General features: G+C 71.8%; 2 protein-coding genes. Both read left to right on the forward strand.

Annotated elements, in window-relative coordinates; all coding sequences use genetic code 11:
* The coding region (locus tag ACWDKQ_RS35510) for a type I polyketide synthase (protein ID WP_450143129.1) at nucleotides 1-2,899 on the forward strand (2,899 nt) is incomplete at its 5' end.
* Nucleotides 2,900-2,949: 50 nt separating this feature from the next.
* Nucleotides 2,950-3,386: beta-ketoacyl synthase N-terminal-like domain-containing protein (locus tag ACWDKQ_RS35515; protein ID WP_450143130.1), on the forward strand; the 437-nt coding region annotated here is incomplete at its 3' end.

Consider the following 3,386-nt stretch of genomic DNA (forward strand, 5'->3'; position numbering starts at 1 on the left):
CGCCCGCCAAACCGTCCGCTTCGCCGACGCCATCACCACCACCGCCACCCGGAACCCGGCCGCACACCTCGAAATCGGCCCCACCGCCGCGTTGACCACGCACATCACCGGCACGGCCGTAGCCTCGCTCCGGCACGACAAACCCGAACCCGAGGTGCTCACCACCGCGCTCGCACACCTCGTCGCCAACGGCGCCGACCCCGACTGGCACGCCTACTACGCGGGCACGAACGCACGCACCACGGCATTGCCGACCTATGCCTTCCAGCGGGAGCACCTCTGGCTCGACGACCAGCCCTCCGACGTGGTCAATCTCGGTTCGGCGGGCCTGGACAGCGCCGATCACCCGGTGCTCAAGGCGTCGGTGACCTCGCCCTCGTCCGGCCGGGTGTTGTTCACCGGCCGGGTGTCGGTGGCATCGCAACCGTGGCTCGCCGACCACGCGGTGCACGGCGCGGTCCTGTTGCCCGGAACGGCATTCGTGGACCTGGTGCTCCACGCGGGGCAGCGCTGCGGGCACCCGCGACTGGCAGAGCTCACCACGGACGTGCCGCTGCTGCTCACCGAGGAGGCGCTCGCGCAGATCCGCGTCGAGGTCGGCGAAGCCGTCGACGGCCGGCGCCAGGTCGCGGTGTTCTCCCGGCCCGAAGGCGCGGAAGCCGACGAGCCGTGGACGCAGCACTGCACGGGTGTGCTGGACTCCGAACCCGTCGCCCGGCCGGCCGGGCCGCTGCCGTGGCCCCCAGAAGATGCCACGGCGGTCGACGTCACCGACTTCTACGAGCGGATGGGTGCGGTCGGCATCGCATACGGCCCGGCGTTTCGCGGTCTGCGCGCGGCGTGGCGGCGCGGTGCCGACCTCTTCGCCGAGGTCGAGCTCGACGCCGCCGGCGGTTTCGCCGTGCACCCGGCGCTGTTCGACGCCGCGCTCCACGTCACCGCGGTCGACGCGGACGGCAGCGAACCGGCCAGCCTGCCGTTCGCCTGGAGCGGTGTCGCGCTGCACGGTCGTGCGACCGGGAAGCTCCGGGTCCGGCTCTTCCGCCGCGATGCCGGCCAGGTCTCGCTCGACCTCGCCGACGGGTCCGGTGCTCTCGTCGCGTCGGTCTCCGCGCTCACCGGCCGACCGGTTTCCGGCGGCGATCTGCTTCCTGCGCGCGTGCCGTCCCTGCGGTTGGACTGGCAGCACGTCGCGCTGCCCGAAGCGGCGGAACTTCCCGACGACACGGCGGTGCTGGACGTCGAGGTGCGGCCGTCGGGCAGTGGTGATCTCGCCGAATCCGCCCGGCTCACCGCCGAGCACGTGCTCGGCTCCGTCCAGGAGTGGCTCGCCCGGCAGACCGGACCGCACAGCCGGCTCGTCGTCGTGAGCAGCGGAGCCAGGTCCGGTGACCCGGCGCGTCGGTTGCCTGTCGCCGCGGTGTGGGGTCTGTTGCGATCCGTGCAGGCCGAGCAGCCCGGCCGCGTGGTGCTGGTCGACGTCGAGGGCGGCACCGAACGGCTCGCCGCCGCAGTGGCATCCGGCGAGCCCCAGCTCAGCCTCCGCGCCGAAGGTGCGTTCGCACCACGCCTCGTGCGCCAGATCATGCCCGCGGACGCGGTTCGGCTACGGCCGGGCACGGTGCTGGTGACCGGCGCGAGCGGAGCGCTCGGTGGCGTGGTCACGCGGCACCTGGTCGAGTCGCACGGTGTTCGCAGGCTGCTGCTCATCAGCCGTCGGGGCGATACCGCACCTGGTGCGGCGGATCTCACCGCGCGGCTGCGTGAGCTCGGCGCCGAGGTGGAGTTCGCGGCCTGCGATGTCGCCGACCGGCGGGCCCTCGCCGATGTGCTCGCGGCGGTTGCGCCGCAGCAGCCGCTGTCGGCCGTCCTGCACTGCGCAGGCGTGGTGGACGACGCGACGCTGGCCGGGCAGTCCGGAGAGCGCCTGCAGGCCGTGTTCGCGCCGAAGGCCGAGGGAGCGTGGCACCTGCACGAGCTGACCCGTGATCTCGGCCTCTCGGCTTTCGTGCTCTTCTCCTCCGCGGCCGGTGTGCTGGGTTCGGCCGGGCAGGCGAACTACGCGGCGGCCAACGCGTTCCTCGATGCGCTCGCCGAAACCAGGAGACAGCAGGGACTGCCCGGTTTGTCGCTGGCGTGGGGGCTGTGGGACGTCGCGGAGGGCATGGCGGGCGGACTCGGGGAGGCCGATCGCCGTCGCCTGGCGCGCACTGGTGTCGCGCCGATCCAGCAGGCGCAGGGGCTCGCGATGTTCGACGCGGCGCTGGGTTCCGAGGACGCACTCGTGGTGCCGCTCGTGCTCAATCGCGCGGCGTTGCGGACGGGCCCGGCGGATGTTCCCGCCGTCTTGCGCGGATTCGTGCCCAACGCGACTCCGGAAAGCCTTACCGCACAAGACGTTCCGGAATCGCTTCGGGACCGCATCGGCGGCCTGGTCGGCGAGGAGCGCCGCGCCGTCCTGCTCGACGTGGTGCGGGCAGAGGTCGCATCGACGCTCGGGCACGCTCGCACCGCAGCGCTGGACACGCGGAAGAAGTTCACGGATCTCGGTTTCGACTCGCTCACCGCGGTCGAACTGCGCAACCGCCTCACCGCGCTAACTGGTGTGGCGCTCCCGGCCACCGTCGCGTTCGACCATCCGTCACCGGACGCGCTCGCGGAATTCCTCGATGCCGAGATGCCAGGTGCGGGCGACGTCCTGCTCGGTGAGCTGGACCGGCTGGAAGCGCTGCTCGACGCCGAGTCCGCGACCGCGGACCACGAGCACGTCTCGCAACGCCTCGCGGACCTGCTCGCCGGCTGGAACCGGCGTGTTTCCGCGAACGGGCACGCCGCCACCGCTCTCACCGACACCACCACCCCGGAGGAACTGATGGACTTCATCGACCGGAACCTCTGATCCCCGCAGCCCCGCCCCCAGTCCGTTCGGATGCACAGGTGGTTTCGAGCATGGCGCAAGAGGAAAAGCTCTTCAGCTATCTGAAGCGGGTCACCGCTGATCTCCAGCAGGCGAAGGAACGCCTGTCGGAAGCGGAGAACCGGGACCGCGAGCCCATCGCGATCGTGGCGATGGCGTGCCGCTACCCCGGCGGTGTCGACGACCCCGAGGCGCTGTGGAATCTCGTCGCCTCCGGAGAGGACGCGATCTCCGGATTCCCGCAGGACCGCGGGTGGCCGCTGGCCGACCTCTTCGCCCACGATCCGGATACGCCGGGCACGTCCTCGGTGCGGCAGGGCGGTTTCCTGCACGACGCGGCGGAGTTCGACGCCGCCCTGTTCGGGATCTCACCGCGCGAAGCGCTGGCCATGGACCCGCAGCAGCGCCTGCTGCTGGAAACCGCGTGGGAAACCTTCGAACGCGCCGGATTCGACCCGACGTCACTGCG

This window comes from Saccharopolyspora sp. NPDC000995, from assembly GCF_053599315.1.